Below are 21,327 nucleotides of genomic sequence, written 5' to 3'. Positions count from 1 at the left end.
GTCCAATAAGAAGGACGCAAGGCTTTTTATATATGACGGCAAAATCGATTCGTTTCGAAAACGTGACCAAACGCTTCGGCGAGGGTTGTGCAGTCGAGCACGTAAGCTTCACCGTTGCCGCCGGCACGCTCGTTACGCTGCTGGGACCGTCGGGCTGCGGCAAGACGACCACGTTGCGCATGATCGCCGGACTCGAGATGGCGTCATCCGGTCGCATCCTCATCGGCGATCAGGATGTGACGAATATCCCGGCCAGCGAGCGTGATGTGTCGATGGTATTCCAGAGTTACGCGTTGTTTCCGCACATGACCGTGTTGGAGAACGTGGGTTACGGGCTGAACGTCCAACGCCTGCCAAAGCGAGATGTACGGCAGCGGGCAGAGAAGGCGCTCGCCACCGTCGGCTTGAGCGGTTTCGGAAAACGCCTTCCGAGCGAGCTATCCGGCGGTCAGCAACAGCGAGTGGCGGTAGCGCGCGCGTTGGTGTTGGAACCGAGCGTGCTGTTGTTCGACGAGCCGTTGTCGAACCTCGACGCCCGTTTGCGCCGGCAGATGCGCGAAGAGATACGCGACCTGCAGCGCCGCTTGCAATTAACGGTGGTTTACGTGACGCATGACCAGGCGGAAGCAATGGCGGTTTCCGATCGCATCATCGTCATGAACAAGGCGGTGATCGCGCAAGAAGGAACGCCGGACGAGCTTTATGAGACCCCGGTGAGTCCGTTTGTCGCCGGCTTCATGGGCGACGCGAACCAGGTACGCGGCGTATTGCAGCGGACCGATGCGCATCATGGCCGGCTCATTCTCGGTACGCTAAACACGATCGTTTCGCATCGGCAGTTACCCGATGGTGAGGTAATGGTCGCCATTCGCCCGGAGGCGTTGACGATTCACAAAACTAACGGTGCCGCTATCGACAACGGCTTAGTTGCCACCGTTAAAAAGTCCGCCTACCTCGGCGGCCTGATGGAATACACGTTGGCGACATCGATCGGCGAGTTGTTCGCGGTCAACACCGAGGTACATCGCCGCTTCTCGCCAGGAGACGACGTGACGGTGACATTGTCTTCGCACGGCGTGGTTGTCATTCCTCAATAATAAGAAATCCATCCCGGCAATAGGAACCACACCGAGTGACGATTCGCGCTTTGATCTTCGATATGGACGGCACCATGGTCGACAACATGCATTTTCATCATGATGCTTGGAGCGAGTGGCACCGTCGCCATGGGTTGCCATTCGACCGCGACGATTTCGCGCGTCGCACCACTGGCCGCGCGAATATCGAAATTTTTTCCAGCCTTGTTCCCGGGGCAACGCCTGGCGACTTGTACCTCTTTGCGCAAGAAAAGGAAGCCATCTATCGCGAGCTTTACCGACCGCACCTACGGCTAGTCGCCGGCTTCGAGTCGTTCACCGACGCCGCCGTGCGGCGTGGACTTAAGCTCGCCGTCGCCACCTCGGCGATGCCGGAAAACATTAGTTTTACCTTGGAGGGTTTGGGGGTCGCCGGTCGGTTCGTGACGGTGGTGCATCCCGGCCCGGGTCTTCGTGGTAAACCGCAACCCGATCTTTTTCTGGAAGCAGCGCGGCGTCTGGACGTGACGCCGGCGGAGTGCATTGTGTTTGAAGACGCGCTCCTCGGCGTAGAGGCCGCCGGCCGCGCCGGCATGCGCAGCGTTGCCATGACAACGATGTTGTCGGCCGACGAGTTTGCCGAGTTCGATAACGTCATCGCCACAGCGCCTAACTTCATTGATCTCGCAGTGACGGCGACGGGTGTTGCGTTGTGTACGAACGGCAACTAACCCGACAACTTTTTATGCCCGAGATTGCCTTGCATTCTGTTCCATCGTTCGACTTATTGCTCTTTGGGGGTACCGGCGATCTCGCCTTGCGCAAGCTATTGCCGGCGCTTTACTTCCGCCATCGAGACGGCGATTTCCCGGTGCATGGCCGGATCGTTGGCCTAGGCCGACAACCTTGGACGCGTGAGGAATATCTAGCCCGGGTCAGAGAGAGCTGTGCCAAGTTCGTACCGCCGGAACAATTTAGCGAAGAGATCTTCACGTCATTCGCAACGCGACTCGATTATTTGGCGGTCGACGCGCGTTCGGCCGATGACTTCCAGCGGTTAGCCGCTTATCTAAAAGAGTCGGCGGCCGAAGTGCGTGTCTTCTATTTGTCGACGGCACCCGACTTGTTCTTGCCGATTTGCCGCCACCTTGCCGACGCCGGTTTGGTTCATCAGAACGCGCGCGTCGTCTTGGAGAAGCCGCTCGGTCACGATCTCGCGTCGGCGCAGAAAATCAACGAGGCCGTCGGCAGCGTTTTCACCGAGCCACAGATTTATCGCATCGATCATTATCTCGGCAAAGAGCCGGTACAAAATTTACTGGCCTTGCGTTTCGGTAATGCCTTGTTCGAGCCGCTTTGGAGCCGCGGCCGTGTACATGATGTGCAGATCACCATCGCTGAGCAGCTCGGTGTCGAAGGTCGCGGCGGCTTTTACGATCGTGCCGGCGCGTTGCGCGATATGGTACAGAACCATTTGCTGCAGTTGCTTTGCATCACTGCCATGGAACCGCCGTCCAGTATCGATCCGGATGCAGTACGCGACGAGAAGCTCAAGGTATTGCGTACGCTCGCGCCAATCACATCGGACGATGTCGCCCAGCGAACCGTGCGCGGGCAATATCGCGCCGGCGCGATCAACGATCGACCGGTTTGCAGTTATCTCGAAGAGCCCGGGATCGCCGTGAACAGCAAAGTAGAGACGTTCATTGCGCTGCGGGCCGACATCAACAATTGGCGTTGGTCCGGCGTGCCGTTCTATCTGCGAACCGGCAAGCGGCTTCAGCATCGGCTGGCCGAAATCGTTATTAACTTCCGCGATGTACCGCACTCGATCTTCCCTTGCGCCAATGGCGACAATCAGGGCAATCAGTTGGTCATTCAACTGCAGCCGGAAGAAGGACTGAAGCTGTATCTAAAGGCGAAGGCGCCCGGCGATGGAATGCTGCTAAAGCCGGTGTATTTAAACCTCGACTTCAGCGAGCAGTTCAAAACTCGACCGATGGACGCGTACGAACGACTGCTCATGGACGTGCTCCGCGGCAAGCTCACGCTGTTCATGCGTCGTGACGAGCTGGACGCCGCCTGGCGTTGGGTTGAACCGATTTTGCGGGCTTGGGAAGAGGGCGATGAAGCACCGCGCCCATACTCCGCCGGCAGTTGGGGACCAGCGGCGGCGAGCGCGCTGGTGGCGCGCGCGGGCTCGGCATGGCGGGAGGAACATTGATCGGGTCGTTTCTTGCCGGCGGATTGCAGAGACCGTGATGTCGACGGTATGAGTCCAAGCCGAACGCTAATCGAAGTGACAGAGCGCATCCGCCGGCGCAGCGCGTCGACACGCGAGCGTTACCTGGCACGTCTTAACGCGGTGGCGTCACGTCCGGCGCGGGCTCATCTTTCTTGCGCCAATATCGCCCACGGTTTCGCCGCTGTGCCGGCGATCGATAAAGTGCGACTGCGAGCAGTGCGAACGCCAAACGTCGGTATCGTCACGGCGTATAACGATATGTTGTCGGCGCATCAACCGTACGGCAATTATCCGGAAATCATTAAAGAGGCGGCACGGCGCAGCGGTGCCACGGCGCAGGTCGCCGGCGGCGTGCCGGCGATGTGCGACGGCGTTACCCAAGGCGAGCCGGGAATGGAGCTGTCGCTGTTCTCGCGCGATGTGATCGCCATGGCGACCGCGATCGCGCTGTCGCACAACATGTTCGATGCCGCGTTGTGCCTCGGGATCTGCGACAAGATCGTGCCAGGATTGCTGATCGGCGCGCTTCGTTTCGGTCACTTGCCGGTGATATTCGTGCCCGGCGGGCCGATGACAACCGGATTGCCGAACGACGAGAAGAGTCGAATTCGTCAGTTGTATGCCGAAGGTAAAGTCGGCCGCGACCAGTTGCTCGAGGCGGAAGCGAAGTCCTATCACGGTTTGGGTACTTGCACGTTTTACGGTACCGCCAACAGCAATCAGATGATGATGGAGATTATGGGATTGCACTTGCCGGCGGCGGCGTTCATCAATCCGAACACGCCGCTGCGCGATGCCTTGACCGTCGCCGCGGTGCAGCGGGCGCTGCAGATCACGGTGCTCGGCGACGAGTATCTGCCGATCGGTCGCATGATCGACGAGAAGTCGATCGTCAACGCGATCGTCGCGCTGCTTGCGACCGGCGGTTCTACCAACCACACCATGCATTTAGTCGCCATGGCAGCGGCTGCCGGCGTTGTCATCGATTGGAATGACTTCAGCGATTTGTCGGCGGTGGTGCCGCTCATTGCCCGGATTTATCCGAACGGAAACGCCGATGTTAATCAGTTTCATGCCGCCGGCGGCGTTGGCTTGTTGATTCGAGAGTTGTTGGACGGTGGCTTGCTACACGACGACGTCCTTACTGTTATGGGACGCGGCTTGCGACGTTACGCGACCGAGCCGTGGTTAAACAATGGCACGCTCGAATGGCGTCCGGCGCCGACACGAAGTCACGACGAGAACGTGCTGGCGCCAATAGCGGCGCCATTTAGCAAGGACGGTGGGTTGAAGTTGCTCACCGGAAATCTCGGACGTGCCGTGATCAAAACCTCGGCGGTGAAGCCGCAGCACCGGCGGGTCGAAGCGCCCGCGTTGGTTTTCGACACTCAGGAAGAGCTAGTAGCGGCGTTTCATGCGGGTTGGCTCGAGCGCGATTTCGTCGCCGTCGTGCGCTTCCAAGGTCCACATGCCAATGGGATGCCGGAGCTGCATCAGCTGACACCGTTACTTGGGGTGTTACAGGACCGTGGTTTTTCGGTGGCGTTGGTTACCGATGGTCGTATGTCCGGCGCCTCCGGCAAAATTCCGACGGCGATTCATGTGACACCCGAATGCATGCGCGGCGGACCGTTGGCGAAAGTTCGGGACGGCGACATCATTCGGCTCGATGCTGAGCACGGAGTGCTCGAAGCCGACGTATCCGCAAGCGAGTGGAGCCGCCGCGAGCCGGCGATCGCCGATCTCGCGAAGAATCAGGAAGGCATCGGCCGGGAATTGTTCGCCGTGTTCCGCGCTAACGTTGCCGCTGCCGAACAGGGTGCCAGCAATTTTCGATTTCTCAGCAGCGAGACTCATTAATGTCCATGATCCAATTAATGCGCATCGCGCCCGTCATTCCGGTCATCGTCATCGATGACGTCAAGCATGCCGTGCCGATGGCGCAAGCATTGGTCGACGGCGGTATTCGCGTTTTGGAAATTACGCTGCGCACACCGGCGGCACTGGCAGCCGTCCGTGCGATCGCGCGCGGCGTAAAGGATGTGGCGGTCGGCGTCGGTACGGTGACACAAGCGCATCAATTCAACCTCGCGCATGAAGCCGGCGCGCAATTTGCCGTTAGCCCCGGCCTAACGCCGGCGCTGGCGGAGGCGGCACGCCAGAGCGATTTGTATTTCTTGCCAGGGGTGATGACGCCGACCGATATCATTGCAGCGGTCGAGCATGGATATAAAGCGCTCAAGTTTTTCCCCGCCCAGCAAGCGGGCGGTATCGCCGCACTAAAAGCATTTCACGCCACTTTTCCTGACGTCATTTTTTGTCCAACGGGTGGTATCACGATCGAAACGGCGTCGCCGTATTTGGCGTTACCGAACGTCGCCTGTGTGGGTGGATCGTGGCTGACGCCGAAGGCGCTGTTGGACACAGGCAACTGGACGGCAATAAATCGCTTGGCGCTTGCGGCAGCGGAATTGCGCCGGATTACATGCCGTACTTGAAGTTCGAGTAAGCACGGTGCCTGGTGGGAGGCCGCGGGTCCAGCAGATGGCTAAAGCTGAGCGCAACGAAAAATCCCAGCACTTGGATACCATCCGAGTGCTGGGACGATTTCTTCGATTATCTCTTCTCTCTTCCGTCTTGAACCGGTCGCTACTTTTTAGGCGCAGAGGTTTTTTAAGAACACTTGTCAAACTCGGTACTTCTATTCGGATAGTCAACGCAGAAATCGTCTTTGCCTGATGTCGACTTGATAGGTTTGCCTTTGTAGGCCGCGTTTATCACCTTGCTCTTGGTGATATCTAGCCTGTCGTTAGCACAGGCTTTGAGCGCCGCCGCTTGGCATTCTTCTGCCGAACTTGCCGGCTTGTATTGAGTACAGGATTTTTTCCCGTCGCACTTCTTGTAGCTTTCTGCTTCCTTGCCGGGGCATGCCGTGCGCGTGTATTTCACGGCGCAATCGGTTTTTTCTTCTGCCTGTACGGTGCTGACGGAAAAAATGACAGTGGTGGCGAACAACAATAACGACATCCGTTTCATTTCTTAACTCCTTATTTTGAGTATGATGAAAAGCCGCCGCATAGTAACAAATTTTTTTCATAGAAGAACAGCCTGCATTGAATAGCGGTTCAGCTCCTGATGAGCTGTCGTAAGTCCATTATTCTTTCAGGCCAACTCGCTCCGAATTTTGCCAGCAGCGTTTGTCACGAAGACGTCATTGTGAAGAGACGCAATAAATTTGAAACATTTGTTCATTCGAATTTTTAAATAGCATCGGATAAAAAAATAACTCTTACGATCACTATGTAGGTTATCAAACAATAGAGAGGCTCCGCCCACACAACTCCGATTAGAGTCATGACGCGCGATCTGTCATCGTTACGTGCCATGAACGTTTTTCGAAAAGCAGTATGACGATGGCAGCCAGCGCTGCAGCATGGCGTTGGCTGACGAGTGTCGCAATTTTTGTCGCATTCATTGCCGGGTTGCCAAATTTCCGTATCTCGCTGTACCGGCAGTTTCTCCGGTATTTCTGCGCAATACATGTCCGTAGTTTTAGTCTCAATTTGCCGCCGGTGCGCGTATGAGTCGTGCTCGCCTGAGCGTTGTTGTGCCGATGTTCGACGAAGCCGAGAACGTCGCGCCGATGCTGGAATGCATTCATGCGGCACTCGCCAACTGTGATGTGCCGTGGGAGCTGATTGTGATCGATGACGGCAGCAGCGACGACACACTCGCGCGACTAACGATTGCGCGCCGTCGCTACGGCGAGCACGTGCGCATCATCGAGCTTGAGCGCAACTTCGGTCAGACTGCGGCGATGCAGGCGGGTATCGACGCGGCGCGCGGCGACGTCATCGCGATCCTCGATGGCGATTTACAGAACGATCCAGGCGACATTCCGCGCTTGGTCGAACGGTTGCTGCGTGAGGATTTGGATTTGCTCGTTGGTTGGCGGCGCCACCGCCGTGACGGCTTGTGGTTGCGGCGCGCGCCGTCGCGTGTCGCCAATTTCTTGATCGGTCGCTTAACCGGCGTGCGCGTACACGATTACGGTTGCACGCTCAAAGTGTTGCGCGCATCGGTGGCGAAGCGCGTGCGCCTTTACGGTGAAATGCATCGTTTCATCCCTACGTGGATCATTACTGTCACCTCGCCGCGGCGCATTGGTGAAGAAGTGGTGAATCACCGGGCGCGCAGTTTTGGTCGTTCAAAATACGGCATCACGCGTACCTTCCGGGTATTGCTGGATCTGCTGGCGATGTACTTCTTCCTGCGTTTTCGTGCACGTCCCGGACACTTTTTCGGCGGTGTCGGCATCGTCCTTGGCACAATGGGAACGTCGATTCTCGCGTACCTCGGCTACGTAAAGTTCTTGTTGGGCGAATCGATCGGTACCCGACCGTTTCGCTGCGTTGCCGCTGATTTTGTTGCCGTACTCGATGTTGTTGGTGCGTGCGCTACTGCGCAATCGCCAGGTGTTCCGTCAACCATGAGTGATGTTTCTGTGGTTGTGGTTCGGCGTGGTGTTCGTATTTTTCTCGTTATCGGCGACTCAACTACCGCATTACTTGCTTTACGGGGCGACACCGTTGTTTTTGTTAATGGCATACGCTGCCAAACGTGCGACATCGCCCTGGCCGGTGTGTGCGTAGCATATGTGCCAATGCGTTATTCGCGCCTGTTGCTGGTGGGTGTCGGTAGTCTGGTGGCGTTTTCCCGCATTGCTGTCGGGGTACATTGGCCGTCCGATGTGTTGATCGGTGCGGCCGGCGGTTGGGTCGCGGCGGCGCTCGGGCTGGTTATCGCGCGTTACTGGGACTATGGCATCCGCCCGGCCGGACACCGCTTGATGACGCGGTTGTGGTTTGTCGGCGCTGTTGCTCCGTCGTCCGCACTATGCACACGCACGCTGGCTGCAGTACAGCATTGCCGGATCGGCGATGGCTGTCTCTGCTTTCGTTTCCTGGTTACGACTTTGGATTCGATGGATCGAGTGGGTGTTACTGCGCCGCTCGCCAGCGCTGGACAAAACGCGCGCGAAGAACGCATTGAGGTAAGTATTTAATTTACAGAAACACCTGATCCTACAAAGCGTTCGATACGCCTATGGAAGGGTGGGTCAAGGTTGAGTCGCGGCGGGGGGCGTAAATGCCATGTTGGCCCTCCCCTGGTGGGAGCTGGGTAAATTTAGAAATAGATAGTAGGTTCCCCCTCTCCCTGTCCCTCTCCCGCAAGGGGAGAGGGAATCCTGCGTTTGGCTCCGTCAATAAATAATTCCCTAAACCAGCCAGAGAAATCAGCGCCGGACTCAATTATCATTGCGTTCCTGGTGTTTTTGACGAGCTAACCTCATCTCCGCTATGACCGATCCGCATTCGCAGAAAATTCTTATCCTCGATTTTGGCGCCCAATATTCTCAGTTAATCGCCCGTCGCGTGCGCGAGGCGGGGGTTTATTGTGAGCTGCACCCGTTCGATATGCCGGTAGAAGAAATCCGCCGGTTTGCACCGCGCGGCGTAATTCTGTCGGGCGGGCCGGAGACAGTGACGGCCGCCGATACGCCGCGGGCACCGGCGGAGGTATTTCAGCTGGGCGTGCCGGTGTTGGGCATTTGTTACGGGCAACAGACGATGGCGGCGCAGCTCGGCGGCAAGGTCGAGAGCTCCGACAAACGCGAGTTTGGCTATGCGCGGGTGCGGATGCATGGGCACTCGAAGCTGTTCAAATCGATCCGCGATGAAGCGGAGGTGAGCGGCGCCGAATACCTGCACGTGTGGATGAGTCATGGCGATCGCGTGACCGCATTGCCGCCAGGGTTCAAGGTTATTGCCGCCAGCGAGCATGCGCCGTTCGCCGGTATCGCCGATGAAGCGCGCGGTTTTTATGGCGTGCAGTTCCATCCGGAAGTCACGCACACGACTCAGGGCCGGGCGATTCTGCAACGTTTCGTGCACGACATCTGCGGTTGTGCCGCGCTTTGGACGCCGAGCAATATCGCCGACAACATGATCGACAGCGTACGCACGCAAGTCGGCACGGACGAAGTCATTCTCGGTCTTTCCGGCGGCGTCGATTCATCGGTAGTGGCGGCGCTGTTGCATCGGGCGATCGGCAAGCAGTTGACCTGCATCTTCGTCGACAACGGCTTGTTGCGGTTGAACGAAGGCGATCAAGTCATGGCGACCTTCGCTGAGCACATGGGCGTGAAGGTCATCCGCGTCAATGCCGAAGAACAATTTTTGTCGGCGCTGAAAGGCGTGTCCGACCCGGAGCAGAAGCGCAAGATCATCGGCCGGGTGTTCATCGAAATCTTCGAGGCAGAATCGCACAAGATCAAAAACGCCAAGTGGTTGGCGCAGGGTACGATCTATCCTGACGTCATCGAATCGGCGGCGGCGAAGATCAACAAGGCGCATGTCATCAAGTCGCATCACAACGTCGGCGGTTTGCCCGAGCGGATGAAGTTGAAACTGCTCGAACCGCTGCGCGAGCTGTTTAAAGATGAAGTACGGCGCATCGGCGAAGAACTCGGCTTGCCGCACCAAATGATTTATCGGCATCCGTTCCCGGGGCCGGGCCTCGGCGTGCGCATTCTCGGCGAAGTAAAAAAAGAGTACGCCGATATTCTGCGGCGTGCCGACGTGATCTTCCTCGAAGAGCTGTATCGCAACGAGCTGTACGAGCGCACCAGCCAGGCGTTCGCGGTGTTTCTACCGGTGAAGTCGGTGGCGGTGCTCGGTGATGCGCGCGCTTATGAATACGTTATCGCGCTGCGCGCGGTCGAGACCGTGGATTTCATGACCGCCACCTGGGCGCATCTGCCGTACGAAGTATTGGCCAACGTCTCCAACCGCATCATCAATGAAGTGAGCAATGTGTCGCGCGTCGTCTACGACATCTCCGGCAAGCCGCCGGCGACCATCGAATGGGAATGACGCCGACCCTGGCCGACGACCAGCGTTGGATGCAACGCGCGTTGGAGCTGGCCGAGCGTGCCGAAGCGGCAGGGGAAGTGCCGGTCGGCGCCGTGCTGGTGTTGGACGGCGATGTGATCGGCGAAGGTTGGAATCGACCGATTTCGACGAACGATCCGACGGCACATGCAGAAATTGTCGCACTGCGCAGCGCCGCCTCGGGATTACGCAATTATCGGCTGACCGGCAGCACGCTGTACGTCACGCTCGAACCTTGTCCCATGTGTGCCGGCGCCATCATCCATGCGCGCGTCGTGCGCGTGGTGTATGGCGCGACCGATCCGCGCGCAGGCGCCGCCGGTACGGTTTACAACTTGTTGCAGTCGGATGCGCTCAATCACCGAGCGGTGGTGGAGGGCGGTGTGCTCGGCGAGTTGTGCAGCCAGAAGTTGTCGGCGTTTTTTCGCGCGCGGCGTTAGGAACGCTGATTAATTTCGGTATTCGAATCATGTAGGGCGGACTTGTCCGCCGTTCTGCCATTTTTTGTCGAACGGCGGACAAGTCCGCCCTACATTTTATGATTGGGAACGGAGAGGTGTTTCAAATCGCCGGCGCCTTGAAGTGAAGCGCATGCGTCACCCGTTTGGTCCGCTCTTCGTCGTCGATCTTGGCCAGAATATCGTGATAAGCGCGCACCCGATTCACAAAAAGCACCGGCTCATCGCCGCGGCAGTAACCGTACTTGGCTTTCAGATACCACTGCGGCTCGGCGAGTAACGGCAGCCGTTCTTTCACGTCGTTCCATTTATCGGGGTCTTTGCCTTGTTGCTGCGTCAGCACGCGCGCGTCTTCCAGATGCGCCGGGCCGACGTTATAAGCGGCGAGCGCGAACCACAGACGATCCGGCAGCGGAATGCGTTCCGGCACGTTGTCGATCAACTGGCGCAAATAGCGGGCGCCGCCGTCGATGCTTTGTGCCGGGTCCTTGAGATCGACGATGCCGAGCTCTTCGGCGGTATCGTGGGTCAACATCATCAGGCCGCGCACGCCGGTCGGCGAAACCTGCGTCGGGTCCCAATACGACTCTTGATAGGCAACGGCGGCGAGCATGCGCCAGTCGATGTCGTATTTTTTTGCCGCGTCTTCCATCAACTGCTGGTACTGCGGCAAACGATTCTGAATGCGATCACGGTACACCGCGAGATTGATGAAGTTCGAGCGCGCCGCCGGGCCGTAATAACGGTCGATCAATTGCGCTAGTACGCCGGCCTGGCGCTGTTCCTTTATAAAGTCGGTGGCGACGTCGTAAACACTGTTGTCCTCCGACAGCGGGAACGCCCACGCCAGCGGTTGTTGTTTGCTAAGGTCGAAGGCGACTTCCAATTCCGGAAAATATTGACGATTAACGGCGATGATGGTCGAGTCGGCGACAGTCAGTTCCAACAATCCTTCCCACACCAGCTGCAACAGATCTTCCGACGTCTTGTCGCGGCTCTCGAGCCAGCTCAGCGCCGGATGCGATTCTTGCAACGTCTGCAAGCGCTCGGCATAAAGGCTGTCGGTCGGAACTTCGATCTCGCGACCGGTCAATTCTTCGATTTTGGTCGGCGGCGTTGTACCGCTGCGATAAACCACCTGTTGACGGATTTCGTGATAGGGCGGGGTGAAACGCACTTCGCTGCGCCGCGCCTCGGTGTCGGCAATACCGGCGGCCGCAAAGTCGGCATCGCCATTGCGCAGCCGCGGCAAAATATCGGTGAATTGATCGGCAACGATGACGCGCAGCCGCACACCCAGTCGGTCGGCGAACGCCTTGGCCAGATCGTATTCGAAACCGGTCGGGCCTTCGGGGGTTTCATAATAAGTGGCGGCGCTGGTGTAGGTGAGAACGCGGATCTCGCCGGCGCGTTTGATCCGATCGAGCTGGCGGCGCTCGACCAGCGAGCAGCTAAAAAGCGCGGACAACGAAGCAAATAGGACTATTTTTGCGAGTCGGTGCAGAAAATTGCGGCCCGGCCGCTTGGCGTACGTCAGAATCCCCATCCCCATGGTTTTGAGCCTAACCTCGGTCGCCGGCTTTGTCACGATAGGTTTGTGGCCGAGGGCCATGCTTAACTTGTGATATAGGCGAGGTTTTCGTAAGCTACGCCGCTTTCCGGGGCCTGGTAAGCGTTCGGAGAGGTGGCCGAGTGGTCGAAGGCGACGGTCTCGAAAACCGTTATGTGCGCAAGCGCATCAAGAGTTCGAATCTCTTCCTCTCCGCCATTCCCGCGAAAAGATCAGCAGTCGTTCCTTCCGGAGAGGTGTCCGAGCGGTTTAAGGAGCACGCCTGGAAAGTGTGTGTATGAGAAATCGTACCGAGGGTTCGAATCCCTCCCTCTCCGCCATTTTTTTGTAGTGCCTGCCGTTGCATTTGCGCTTCGATTAGTTAGTGCATATTGGGTGCGCATCGCGCACCCAAATCAATAACGCGACCAGACATCAATACGAGCAAGGCAGACCTAGCTCGCTATCGACATTCACCCACTGAACACCTGGATGCCTTTTAGTTCATATGGCAGACTGCGGCGGGCATCCTGACGGGACAGCGGAGTAGGTGAGCAGAGGAAAAAATCAAACACGCGCCGGATTGGCGCCGCGCGCGCCCGAGACCGACATGATGGAGCAGTACGCTCGGGTCAAGGAGAAGTACCGCGACGTTCTGCTGTTTTACCGCTTTGGCGATTTCTACGAGTTGTTCTACGACGACGCCGTGCTGGCTGCACGGGCGCTCGACATTGTGCTGACGGCACGACCGCAGGGGAAAGACCGGGACCGCGTGCCGATGTGCGGGGTGCCGCATCATCGGTTGGAATTTTACCTGGCGCGCCTGATCGAGAAGGGTCACCACGTCGCGATTTGCGAACAGCTCGAAGCTCCGAGTAAGGGCCGCGGCTTGATCCGGCGTGAGGTGATCCGCGTCGTCACGCCCGGTACCTTTTACGAATCCGAACGGCAAGAAGGCGCGCTCGCGGCCTTGCGTTTCGATAGCGACCGCGTTGGTCTCGCGTTTCTGCGACTGGCGACCGGTGAATTCCTCGTGACCGATATTGGCCGCGACGAGCTGGCGGCGGTGCTCGCGCGACTGCGGCCGGAGGAAGTGCTGCTGGCGGCCGGCGATCAGCTTCCGGAGTTGCCGTTGTATCGCCCGTTCGTGGTTGAGCGGCCGGCCGAGGCGTTTCAATCGCAAGTGGCGCTGACCCGGCTTGCCGGTCACTTTGGTCGCGAGGCGATCGAGCCGCTCAAGCTGTCGGTGTTCGGGGCGTTGTCGGCGGCGGGTGCATTGCTCGCTTATTTGCAAGAAACGCAAATGGCGTTCCTGCCGCATTTGCAGGCGCCGAAGCCGTATGCCAACGAAGAGTACGTCTGGCTAGACCCGCAGACGCAACGCAATCTGGAGCTGGTCGAGAATCTGTTCCAAGGGACGACCGAGGGGACGTTGTTCTCGGTACTGCACCAAACCGCGACCAGCATGGGTCGGCGGCGTTTACAGCAATGGCTGTTGCATCCGTTGCGTGGCGTGGCGGCGATCCGCGCGCGCCAGGAAGCGGTGGCGGAGTTAGTGGCGAACCATCGCCTACGCGATGAGTTGCGCGAAACGTTTGCCGGCATTTTGGATCTCGAACGTCTAACCTCGCGTATTACCTCGGCAGTGGCCAATCCGCGCGATCTCGCGTCGTTGCGCGCGTCGATCGCGGCGCTACCGCGAGTGCGTGAGTGTCTGACGACGGTCAAGGCGCCGCTGCTTCGGCAATTGCATGAGCGACTCGATGCGTTGACGGACGTACATGCCGAGATTGCGCGGGTGCTGGTGGACGAGCCGCGTGCCGTAACGCGTGAAGGCGGCCTTGTTCGTACCGGCGTATCGACCGAGCTGGACGAGTTGCATACCTTGCAACACCACGGCAGCGGTTGGCTCACCGCCTTCGAGGCGCAAGAGCGTGAGCGCAGCGGCATCCCCAACCTCAAAGTCGGTTTCAACAAGATTCACGGTTACTACATCGAGATCACGAAGTCGTACCTGCGCGCAATCCCGCCGGACTATCAGCGTCGGCAGACATTGGTAAACGCCGAGCGTTTCATCACCGATGCGCTGCGCGAGTTCGAGACGAAGAGTTTGTCGGCGGTCGAGCGGGCGAAGGAATTGGAGTATCAGTTGTTTGTCGGCCTGCGCGATCAAGTGGCGAGCCATGCAGGTCGTCTGCGGCAGACGGCGGAAGCCTTGGGCACTATCGATGTACTGGCAGCGTTCGCGCACGTTGCGATGCTCAAGGGTTGGATTCGGCCGGAGGTGTCGGACGATTATCGCATTGCCATCGACGAAGGCCGTCATCCGGTAGTCGAAGCGCTGGCCGACGGTTTTGTGCCGAACGATTTGCACTTGGACGAAGGTAAGTCGTTCTTGTTATTGACCGGCCCGAACGCGGCCGGCAAGAGTACCTATGTGCGACAGGCGGCGGTGCTGGTGTTGCTGGCGCAGATCGGCAGCTTCGTGCCGGCGCAGCGCGCGATTATCGGCGTGGTCGATCGTATCTTCACGCGCGTGGGCGCGGCTGATTTTCTCGCGCGCGGTTTGTCCACGTTCATGGTGGAGATGATGGAGACGGCGAATATCCTGCGTTACGCCAGCCCACGGAGCTTGGTCATTTTGGACGAGGTCGGCCGCGGTACCGGCAGCGCCGATGGTCAGGCGATTGCACAAGCGGTGGCGGAAGCGCTGGCGCAAACGGTCGGTGCCAAGACATTGTTCACGACGCATTACCATCAACTCGCGGCGTTGGCGGAGCGCATTCCGACCATCGTTAATGCGCGCCTGGCGGTGCGCGAAGAGCGCGAACAGGTGACATTCCTATATAAAGTCATGCCCGGTGCTACGCAAAAGAGTTATGGCATTAACGTCGCCCAACTTGCCGGACTGCCGGCAGCGGTGGTGCAGCGCGCGGCGGCGTTGCTCGCGGAATGGGAACTGGGCACGGCGCGCGCACCAGATACTATCGGCAAACCGGGACCGGGGGTGTCTCCGGCTACCCGATCGATGGAGCATGAGGCGTTGCTGGAACGTTTACGTCAGATTGATCCGTTGCACACCACACCGATCGAGGCGTTGCAGCGCCTGGCCGAGCTCAAGGAGCTTGTGACGCACACGGTCGACAAGAACTCCAAGCGCGCGCACGAACCGGCGCGGATAACGTCGCTCACACCGAAGCCGATCAAGGCATGAGCATTCGCGTTTTATCTCCGGAAGTCCAACAACGCATCGCCGCCGGCGAAGTCGTCGACCGGCCGGCGAGCGTGCTCAAGGAATTGATCGAGAATGCACTCGATGCTGGCACGCAGAGCGTGCGCGTCGAGATTCAAGAGGGCGGGCGCCGCCTGATTCGCGTGACCGACGACGGTTGTGGCATTCCCGCCGCCGAGGTGCCGCTCGCGTTTGAACGCTTCGCCACCAGCAAGATCGGCTCGGTCGACGATCTGGCGACGGTGCGTTCATTCGGCTTTCGCGGTGAGGCACTGGCCAGCATCGCCTCGGTGACCCGCGTACGTCTGCTCACGCGCACGCGCGACACGTTGCTCGGCAGCGAAGCGCGTTTGGAAGGTGGACGGATGGTGTCGCTCGGCGAGGCCGGTGCGCCGATCGGTACGCGCTTCGAGGTGTGGGATCTGTTTTACAACACACCGGCGCGACAGAAGTTTTTGCGTAGTCTCAAGACCGAGTACGGCCATCTGTTGCGCGTGTTTACTAGCTTCGCGCTGGCCTTTCCCGAGAAACAGTTTGTCCTGAATATGGACGGTCGGGAGGTCTACAGTTTTCCGTCGGCGTCTCCGAGCGAACGCATCACCGCCGTATTCGGCCAACAGCTGACCTCGCATCTGGAAGAGTTCGACGAAGTCGGTAACTGGGGCCGGGTTTGGGGCTTCGTCGCGGCGGAGCAGGGTGGCCAGCGGCGGGTGCATCTCTACGTGAACCGGCGTCCGGTGCGTGACGCCATGCTCGCCCGTGCCGTTGCCGACGGATTGCAAGGCCTGACCGGTTTGGTGGTGTTATTTCTCGAAGTCCATGCGCCGGAGATCGACATCAACGTGCATCCGGCGAAAACCGAGGTGCGCTTTCGTCAGCCGTTCGAGATCTTCGAACGCGTGCGTCATGCGCTGCGGCGCCGCGCGCGCGTGTTCGGTAGCTCGCACCTGCAAGCCGCGGAAGACGCCGCCGGTTATAACGTGCCCGAAGGTTTCAAGCTGCTCGGACAGGTGGAAGACACGTTTCTGCTCACACTCCATGACGGTCATCTTTATGTCATCGATCAGCACGCTGCTGAGGAGTGCGTGTTCTACGAGCGGCTGCGTCAAGGAAAGGTCGGCCGTCGTGATTTGATCGCACCGCAGGTGGTGACGTTGACCGAAGACGAGCGTGCGTTCGTCGAGGCCAACGCCGAAGCGCTTGCCGCCTGTGGATTTGTGATTGAACCGTTCGGTCCGTTGGTGTTGGCGCTGCGTTCGATCCCGGAGATCGTCGCACCCAAAGAGTCGGCGCGCGTCTTTGCACAACTGCTGGCGCGCGTGCGCAGTGGGCGCGAGGAGCTGCACCAAGCTCTGTCCTGTTTGGCGGCTATGAAGGCCGGTTGGCCGCTGACGCCGGAACAGCAAGAACGGCTGATTGCCGGCTGGCGCCAGACCGCCAATCCCCATGCCTGCGCCCACAACCGCCCGGTGTATTACCGACTAGCGCTCGATGATGTCCGCCGCAAAATCGGGCGCACCGGCTTGAGCTGCGAATTCGATCAGAAAAATAATAGTAGTTGTGACTGTGCGACCGCCGTCAGTGAACGCGTGGACTGATCGCCTACGAAAATACCGGCGGCAATACAACCTATATCCGCGTTCGTCCGCCCGAAATTCCGTACTGTCCCTTGGGTTCTCACGTGATAAACTGGCGCATCGTTTATGGCGGCGAAGGTCGGTCCCCTCGGCGACAGGGTTCTGTGAACCCGGTCAGGTCCGGAAGGAAGCAGCCGCAGCAGCCGCCCTGGGTGCTGGGGTGTGGCTGGCCTGAGCCGCCACCCGATTGTTCGAAGTTTCCGAGAGGTTTTCCGAAAGGCGATGAGCTACCAGGTGCTGGCACGCAAGTGGCGCCCCCGCGCGTTCGGGGAGCTGGTCGGCCAGACCCACGTGGTGCGCCCGTTGGTCAATGCGCTCGACAACAATCGGCTGCATCACGCGTTTCTGTTCACCGGTACGCGCGGTGTCGGTAAGACCACGATCGCACGTATTCTCGCCAAGTCGCTCAATTGCGAAACCGGCGTTACCTCTAAGCCTTGCGGCCAGTGCAGTGCCTGCACCGAAGTCGACGAAGGTCGCTTCATCGATCTGATCGAAGTCGACGCCGCCTCGCGCACCAAAGTCGACGATACCCGCGAGCTGCTCGATAATGTGCAATACGCGCCGTCGCGCGGCCGTTACAAGGTATACCTCATCGACGAAGTGCACATGCTGTCGGGTCACAGCTTCAACGCATTGTTGAAAACCCTGGAAGAGCCGCCGCCGCACGTCAAATTCCTATTGGCAACGACCGATCCGCAGAAGTTACCGGTGACGGTGTTGTCGCGTTGCTTGCAATTCAGTCTCAAGCGCTTGTCGGTCGAAGAGATTGCGGCGCAGATCGAAAAGATTTTATCGGCCGAGCAGATCGAGCGCGATCCTGCCTCGGTGCGACTGGTAGCGCGCGCTGCCGATGGCAGTATGCGCGACGGTCTAAGCTTGCTCGACCAGGCGATCGCCTTCGGCGGCGGTCGTTTAAGCGAGGCCGAGGTGCGGGCGATGCTCGGTACCATCGATCATGACGCGATCGACCGAATACTGCGGGCGCTGGCGGCCGACGATGCCAGTGCGCTGCTCGCGACCGTTGCCGATGTGATCGACCATGGTACCGATTGCTCGGCATTGCTCGACGAATTACTGCAGACACTGCACCGTGTGGCGCTGACCCAAGTCGACACACGTTTTGCTGGCGACGACGAAGTCGAGCGCTTGCAAGCGCATGCGGCGGCGTTGCCGGTCGAGGACGTGCAGCTTTATTACCAAATCGCATTGTTGGGTCGGCGCGATTTGCCGCTGGCGCCGGATCCGCGGACCGGCGTGGAGATGACGCTGTTGCGGATGTTGGCGTTTCGTCCCGTCACCGACACGGTGACTAGCGGCGAACCGGCACGACCAGCGACTGCTAGCACCGCGCCGCGTGTTGCCTCCAGCATTTCTAGTAAACCTGCGGTAACAGCGGCTGCACTGCCGGTGGCAAAAGAAGCCGTAAAACGCCCAGCCATTGCCACACCGTCGCCAGCGCCGGCTGTTTTGGCTAGCGCGCCGATGATGGTGTCAGAACCGGTGGCACCTGTTGTGGTGCCGCCGCCGACTACTGCAACCGAGTCGCGCGCACCAGCAGGATCGTGGGAGGACGTCGTCGACCGATTGACGCTCAGCGGATTGGTCAAGCAGTTGGCGAACAATACTGTCTCGGAATCCATCAGCGACGATGTAATCAATCTGATCGTCGACGAGTCGTGCGCTCAACTTCTTAATAAAGAACGCGAAGCCACGCTCAAGCAGGCGTTGGAGCAACATTATGGTCGGCCGCTGAAGCTCAGCATTCGTGCCGGCCGGCCGCCGACGGAGACGCCGTCGCAATTGCGCGCACGGCGCGGCAGTGAACAGCAGCAGGCGGCAGTCGCCGCTATCAACAGCGATCCGAACATCCAGGCGTTGCGCGACAAATTCAATGCGCGCGTCAATCCTGAAACGATTCGTCCGGCGGGAAAAGTCGGCGCATAAAGACATTGCCGGTGCAAGGATGTGTCGGCCGTTTCGAAAAAGGCATGGATGACTTTTTCGAATTTTACCAGCGTATAGCGAGGCGATATGAAAGGCGGATTAGGCGGTTTGATGAAACAAGCGCAGGCGATGCAAGAGAACCTGCGTAAGGCCCAAGAACAGTTGGCGACGATCGAAGTCGGCGGCAGCGCGGGTGGCGGCATGGTGAACGTGACCATGACTTGCCGCTATGACGTGCGGCGCGTGACGATCGATCCGTCGCTGTTGCAGGACGACAAAGAAGTGCTCGAAGACTTAGTCGCGGCGGCGATCAACGACGCCGTGCGCAAAGTCGAGAAGACCACGCAGGAAAAAATGTCCGGTCTCACTGCCGGTCTCGAATTGCCGGGCGGTATGAAGTTGCCGTTCTAGCGCATGAGTAATGAGATTCCTTCGTTAGAAGCCCTGAAGCTGGCGTTGCGCCGGCTGCCGGGTGTCGGTCCCAAGAGCGCGCAACGCATGGCGTTTCATCTGCTCGAGCGCGATCGTGACGGCGCCCGGGTGTTGGCGCAGGCGCTGACCCACTCGGTCGAGCGCATCATCCATTGCCAGCGTTGTAACAACTTCAGTGAAGCCGAGCTGTGCCCGATCTGTAGCTCGCCGCGACGCGATTCGTCGTTGCTGTGCGTGGTCGAGTCGCCGTCGGATCTGGTGTCGTTGGATCAGTCCGGCGTTTATAATGGTATGTACTTTGTGTTGATGGGTCGGTTGTCGCCACTCGACGGTGTCGGTCCGGAGGATCTCGGATTGCATCGTCTCGAGTCGTTACTCGATCAAGGTCTAATCAAGGAAGTCGTATTGGCGACCAACCTGACGGTCGAAGGCGAGGCGACGGCGCATTATGTCGGCGATCTCGTCCGGCGCCGTAACATTCGTGTGACCCGCATCGCCTATGGTGTGCCGGTCGGTGGTGAGCTCGAATTCACCGACCGCAGCACGCTCGCGCGAGCTCTCTCGGGTCGGCGGGAAACTTGAATAGATAGGGTAGGGGGCCGATCGTGGCCACTGAAGAAATGGCGGTTAATTCCAGTCATAAAACGGCGTTCGTTCCTGAAACCCGTATTGGTTTTTGGTTTCTCGGTACGCAGACATGGGTCCTCAAGGTTCTGCGTGTAGCGCTAGCCGATCTAGACCGGTTATTTCCCGAGCGTCGCCCGAGCTATCCGGTGGTGCTCGACGTCGGTTGCGGGCAGGGTAAATCGTTTCGTTTGTTGCACGATCGGTTTCACCCGCAGCAATTGATCGGTATCGATGCCGAAGATAAGTGCCTGCAGTGCGCGCGCGCCGAAGCAGCGAAAGAAAACTTATCGGTCGATATTCGTCGTGGCAATGTCGCTGTGCTCGATCTTGCGGATAACAGTGTCGATTTGCTGTTTTGTCATCAGACGTTTCATCATCTGGTGCATCAGGAGCAATCGCTGCGTGAGTTTTATCGGGTGCTGAAGCCGGGTGGGGTGTTGTTGTTCGCCGAGTCGACGCGTGCGTACATTCATTCCTGGATGATTCGGTTGTTCTTTCGTCATCCGATGCATGTGCAGCGAAGCGCTGAGGAATATTTGGCCATGATCCGTGCGCAGGGCTTCGAGTTCGGTCCGCAGAATGTTTCGTTTCCGTTTCTTTGGTGGAGCCGTTCCGATTTGGGTACGTTGGAGTGGTTTGGGGTTCCACCGCCGAAGGATCGGGAGGAGACGTTGGTTAATGTGGTGGCGCGGAAGCCGCTTTAGGGATGAATCGCCCCGGTGGGGCGATGATGGTCGAGTGTAATAAATATAATCAGCGGGATGCTCCGCCCCGCAGCCCAGGGATACTTTTCTTTGCTTGTGCAAAGAAAAGTATCCAAAAGAAAGCACCCCCCGGGGTGGCGCAAAGACATCCTCCGCTTCTCACTTTTGGCTACTAACTATGTCTGGCACAACACATCCCTGTGTTGAGCCAGACGCGCGCCTCCTGCGCGCTCGAGGCCAAAAGCTCCGATGCTCGGAATGCGCCACACGGGGATTAACCGCAACAGCAACCGCAACTACAACTGCCCATTTCACTCACCCCCCACCCTAGGGCCTGTCATCAATTAATCCCCTTTGTCATACTTCTGTTCTCTCCAACTGCGAGCAAGCACAGCGGAAGATGGCCAGACGATACGGATTGCGAGACGACCAGTGGGAACGAATCAAGGATTTACTGCCGGGCCAAG

Annotated in this window: 16 protein-coding genes, 2 tRNA genes and 1 other RNA gene; 17 read left to right on the top strand and 2 right to left on the bottom strand. The window is 58.8% G+C overall.

Translation table 11 applies throughout. The features are described from left to right. Nucleotides 1-32: 32 nt before the first annotated feature. The 5 genes from HY308_13255 to eda are packed head-to-tail and all read left to right on the top strand — an operon-like array spanning nt 33 to nt 5,819. Nucleotides 33-1,097: an ABC transporter ATP-binding protein gene (locus HY308_13255; GenBank protein ID MBI3899245.1), complete on the top strand. Its 1,065-nt coding sequence runs from the start codon at nt 33-35 to the stop codon at nt 1,095-1,097. Nucleotides 1,098-1,132: 35 nt separating this feature from the next. Continuing rightward, nucleotides 1,133-1,807, top strand: a complete 675-nt coding sequence (locus HY308_13250; protein MBI3899244.1) for an HAD family phosphatase — start codon at nt 1,133-1,135, stop codon at nt 1,805-1,807. Between the two features lie 29 nt (nt 1,808-1,836). Next, nucleotides 1,837-3,300 (top strand): glucose-6-phosphate dehydrogenase, encoded by a 1,464-nt coding sequence (gene zwf / locus HY308_13245; GenBank protein MBI3899243.1) that lies wholly within the window; start codon nt 1,837-1,839, stop codon nt 3,298-3,300. A 48-nt stretch (nt 3,301-3,348) separates the two neighbouring features. After that, nucleotides 3,349-5,181 (top strand): phosphogluconate dehydratase, encoded by a 1,833-nt coding sequence (locus HY308_13240; GenBank protein MBI3899242.1) that lies wholly within the window; start codon nt 3,349-3,351, stop codon nt 5,179-5,181. Next, entirely contained in the window at nt 5,181-5,819 is a 639-nt protein-coding gene (gene eda / locus HY308_13235; protein ID MBI3899241.1) for a bifunctional 4-hydroxy-2-oxoglutarate aldolase/2-dehydro-3-deoxy-phosphogluconate aldolase, read from the top strand. Before HY308_13240 ends, eda begins: the two co-directional genes overlap by 1 nt. A 175-nt stretch (nt 5,820-5,994) precedes the next feature. Here the strand turns inward: eda and HY308_13230 are convergent, their stop codons facing one another. Next, nucleotides 5,995-6,357: a hypothetical protein gene (locus tag HY308_13230; GenBank protein ID MBI3899240.1), complete on the bottom strand. Its 363-nt coding sequence runs from the start codon at nt 6,355-6,357 to the stop codon at nt 5,995-5,997. Between the two features lie 544 nt (nt 6,358-6,901). Here HY308_13230 and HY308_13225 point away from each other — a divergent pair. The 3 genes from HY308_13225 (at nt 6,902) to tadA (ending at nt 10,714) form a co-directional block, all read left to right on the top strand. After that, the gene (locus HY308_13225) at nt 6,902-8,386 is read left to right on the top strand and encodes a glycosyltransferase (protein ID MBI3899239.1); all 1,485 of its coding nucleotides are present in this window, start codon (nt 6,902-6,904) and stop codon (nt 8,384-8,386) included. A 295-nt stretch (nt 8,387-8,681) separates the two neighbouring features. Further along, entirely contained in the window at nt 8,682-10,256 is a 1,575-nt protein-coding gene (guaA, locus tag HY308_13220; protein MBI3899238.1) for a glutamine-hydrolyzing GMP synthase, read from the top strand. Continuing rightward, nucleotides 10,253-10,714 (top strand): tRNA adenosine(34) deaminase TadA, encoded by a 462-nt coding sequence (tadA, locus tag HY308_13215; GenBank protein ID MBI3899237.1) that lies wholly within the window; start codon nt 10,253-10,255, stop codon nt 10,712-10,714. The genes guaA and tadA overlap by 4 nt, the downstream gene beginning before the upstream one ends. A 121-nt stretch (nt 10,715-10,835) precedes the next feature. On the opposite strand, the gene mltF is transcribed toward tadA, so the two are convergent. Continuing rightward, the gene (gene mltF, locus HY308_13210) at nt 10,836-12,344 is read right to left on the bottom strand and encodes a membrane-bound lytic murein transglycosylase MltF (GenBank protein MBI3899236.1); all 1,509 of its coding nucleotides are present in this window, start codon (nt 12,342-12,344) and stop codon (nt 10,836-10,838) included. Nucleotides 12,345-12,410: 66 nt separating this feature from the next. On the opposite strand from mltF, the gene HY308_13205 reads away from it, so the two are divergent. The 9 genes from HY308_13205 (at nt 12,411) to HY308_13165 (ending at nt 20,860) form a co-directional block, all read left to right on the top strand. Then, a tRNA-Ser gene (locus HY308_13205) sits at nt 12,411-12,500 on the top strand. Between the two features lie 32 nt (nt 12,501-12,532). After that, nucleotides 12,533-12,622: transfer RNA gene (locus HY308_13200), tRNA-Ser, on the top strand. A gap of 209 nt (nt 12,623-12,831) precedes the next feature. After that, nucleotides 12,832-15,495 (top strand): DNA mismatch repair protein MutS, encoded by a 2,664-nt coding sequence (gene mutS / locus HY308_13195; GenBank protein MBI3899235.1) that lies wholly within the window; start codon nt 12,832-12,834, stop codon nt 15,493-15,495. Continuing rightward, nucleotides 15,492-17,111, top strand: a complete 1,620-nt coding sequence (gene mutL / locus HY308_13190) for a DNA mismatch repair endonuclease MutL (GenBank protein ID MBI3899234.1) — start codon at nt 15,492-15,494, stop codon at nt 17,109-17,111. The genes mutS and mutL overlap by 4 nt, the downstream gene beginning before the upstream one ends. 116 nt (nt 17,112-17,227) lie before the next feature. Continuing rightward, an RNA gene (ffs, locus tag HY308_13185) (signal recognition particle sRNA small type) lies at nt 17,228-17,325 on the top strand. A gap of 47 nt (nt 17,326-17,372) precedes the next feature. Beyond that, entirely contained in the window at nt 17,373-19,097 is a 1,725-nt protein-coding gene (gene dnaX, locus HY308_13180; GenBank protein ID MBI3899233.1) for a DNA polymerase III subunit gamma/tau, read from the top strand. Between the two features lie 87 nt (nt 19,098-19,184). Continuing rightward, nucleotides 19,185-19,508 carry a YbaB/EbfC family nucleoid-associated protein gene (locus HY308_13175; GenBank protein ID MBI3899232.1) on the top strand — a complete coding sequence of 108 codons (324 nt, stop codon included), beginning with the start codon at nt 19,185-19,187 and terminating at the stop codon, nt 19,506-19,508. 3 nt (nt 19,509-19,511) lie between these two features. Then, a complete protein-coding gene (recR, locus tag HY308_13170) occupies nt 19,512-20,111 on the top strand; it encodes a recombination protein RecR (GenBank protein MBI3899231.1) in 600 nt (199 codons plus the stop codon). 38 nt (nt 20,112-20,149) lie between these two features. Continuing rightward, the gene (locus HY308_13165) at nt 20,150-20,860 is read left to right on the top strand and encodes a class I SAM-dependent methyltransferase (protein MBI3899230.1); all 711 of its coding nucleotides are present in this window, start codon (nt 20,150-20,152) and stop codon (nt 20,858-20,860) included. Nucleotides 20,861-21,327: the final 467 nt, after the last annotated feature.

The organism is Gammaproteobacteria bacterium (assembly GCA_016199745.1).
In the GTDB taxonomy this organism is placed as follows: Bacteria; Pseudomonadota; Gammaproteobacteria; order Acidiferrobacterales; family Sulfurifustaceae; genus JACQFZ01.
Note: the sequence above shows the minus strand (reverse complement) of the source record. Positions and strands in the feature narration are given on the sequence as shown.